Source organism: Thermoflexibacter ruber, assembly GCF_900113045.1.
Lineage (GTDB): Bacteria > Bacteroidota > Bacteroidia > Cytophagales > Thermoflexibacteraceae > Thermoflexibacter > Thermoflexibacter ruber.
The window spans coordinates 1-1,669 of the sequence record NZ_FONY01000115.1 but is presented as its reverse complement, the minus strand read 5'-3'; the positions used below and the strand labels follow the sequence as shown (position 1 = coordinate 1,669).

Sequence of the window (1,669 nt, the reverse complement as noted above, 5' to 3'; positions counted from 1 at the left end):
GCACGTCACCCAACAAAGGATTTGCAAAATTCCAAAAATTTTCTTCGCTTCGCTCAGAATTTTTGGAACTTCGCAAATCCTCGTTCCGTTAGCGGCAAGCATAGAAAGGAAACATCAAAACGAACCAACCAATAAAAAACAACGTTAAGCAATAAACAAACGGAACGGACAGATGGAACTCAAACAAGAAATAGTGCAAATTGTCAATAAGTTACCCAACGAAGTTTTGGGTGAACTTTTGCAATACCTTCGCCAAGTAGAAAAAACTACTACCAAAAAAATGCGTCTTTCTCTAAACTTGAATACAATTTTGACCGAAGACCGAGAACTACTTGAAAAATTGGCGAAATGATAGACTATCAAGAAGTTCTTGAAATTCATCAAGTTTTGATACAAGAGTTTGGCGGTTCGCAAGGCGTAAGAGATGAAGACGGACTAAAATCGGCACTTGAATGACCTTTTAGCGGTTTTGGGGAAACTGAATTTTACCCAAATCCCGAAGAAAAAGCAGGTGCAATTTTGGAGAGCATAGTCAAGAACCACCCTTTTATAGACGGAAACAAAAGAACAGGTTACGTTTTAATGCGTTTGGTTTTGATGAACTTTGGCAAGGACATACAAGCCACACAAGATGAGAAATACAACTTTGTTATTTCCGTTGCATCAGGATAACTTGACTTTCAACAAATTGTAACTTGGATAAAGCAACGTACTACGGATAAATAAAAATGCCAGCCTGCAACATTATGTTTGAGAAAAGACGTGCTTAACGGGAATAACACCGAAGTCCCAAAAACTCAGGTGGCGGTTGCTGAAAAGCCAATAGAGTAGGCAAAATTCAAATTTATTGTCAAATGAAAAATTTATTGATTTTGGTGCTAATGCTAACAAGTTCTTTGGCTTTCTCATAACTCAAAAAAGATGGTACGCCTGATATGCGTTATAAGGCAAACAAGCAAACTTATGGCAGTTCCACGTATAGCACGCCTTCGTACAACTATGGTACAACTAACACAGATGTTAGATACCAAAGTGGTTACATCAAAAGTAACGGAACTTATGTAGATGGACACTACAAAACCAATAATAACGGTACAAATTGGGATAATTTCTCAACGACACCAAACTATAATCCTTACACAGGTTCAACAGGAACAAAAGCACAAGACTATTCATCAGGTGCTTACAACTACGGACAAGGACAGATAATCCAAACGGGACCAAAGGGTGGGCAATACTACATCAACAGTAATGGCAACAAAACCTATTTCCCTAAACGGAGTACTAATGGTTGGTAATTTTTTAAATTAGGCACTGAAAATGTGCCTAATTTTTTATTACTTTGTAAAAAAAATGATATGAGCAGAAAACTAATTCGTTTTGATTGGGCAATGAAAAAATTGCTTCGCCACAAAGCCAATTTTGGCATTTTGGAAGGCTTTTTATCGGAGTTACTTCGTTTTGATGTAACCATAGAAAGCATTTTGGAAAGTGAAGGTAACAAGCAAGACGAATACGATAAATACAATCGTGTAGATATTTTAGTAAAAAGTCCAAATAATGAGTTGATGCTGGTAGAAGTTCAGAATGACTCTGAAATTGACTACTTTCAGCGTATGATTTATGGTGTGTCTAAATTAGTTACGGAGTATATCAAAGAAGGTGAGCC

General features: G+C 36.9%; 5 protein-coding genes. All 5 read left to right on the top strand.

Going from position 1 to position 1,669, the window contains the following annotated elements:
* Positions 1 to 172: 172 nt before the first annotated feature.
* Complete coding sequence (locus BM141_RS22425) at positions 173 to 352, top strand: hypothetical protein (RefSeq protein WP_091549658.1); 180 nt, start codon at positions 173 to 175, stop codon at positions 350 to 352.
* On the top strand, positions 349 to 456 hold the full coding sequence (locus BM141_RS23600; protein ID WP_245764139.1) for a Fic family protein: 108 nt from the start codon (positions 349 to 351) through the stop codon (positions 454 to 456). The genes BM141_RS22425 and BM141_RS23600 overlap by 4 nt, the downstream gene beginning before the upstream one ends.
* A 63-nt stretch (positions 457 to 519) precedes the next feature.
* On the top strand, positions 520 to 672 hold the full coding sequence (locus tag BM141_RS23595; RefSeq protein WP_245764138.1) for a type II toxin-antitoxin system death-on-curing family toxin: 153 nt from the start codon (positions 520 to 522) through the stop codon (positions 670 to 672).
* Between the two features lie 263 nt (positions 673 to 935).
* The gene (locus tag BM141_RS22415) at positions 936 to 1,298 is read left to right on the top strand and encodes a hypothetical protein (protein WP_091549657.1); all 363 of its coding nucleotides are present in this window, start codon (positions 936 to 938) and stop codon (positions 1,296 to 1,298) included.
* A 60-nt stretch (positions 1,299 to 1,358) separates the two neighbouring features.
* A partial coding sequence (locus tag BM141_RS22410; protein ID WP_177217526.1) for a PD-(D/E)XK nuclease family transposase occupies positions 1,359 to 1,669 on the top strand: 311 nt, incomplete at its 3' end.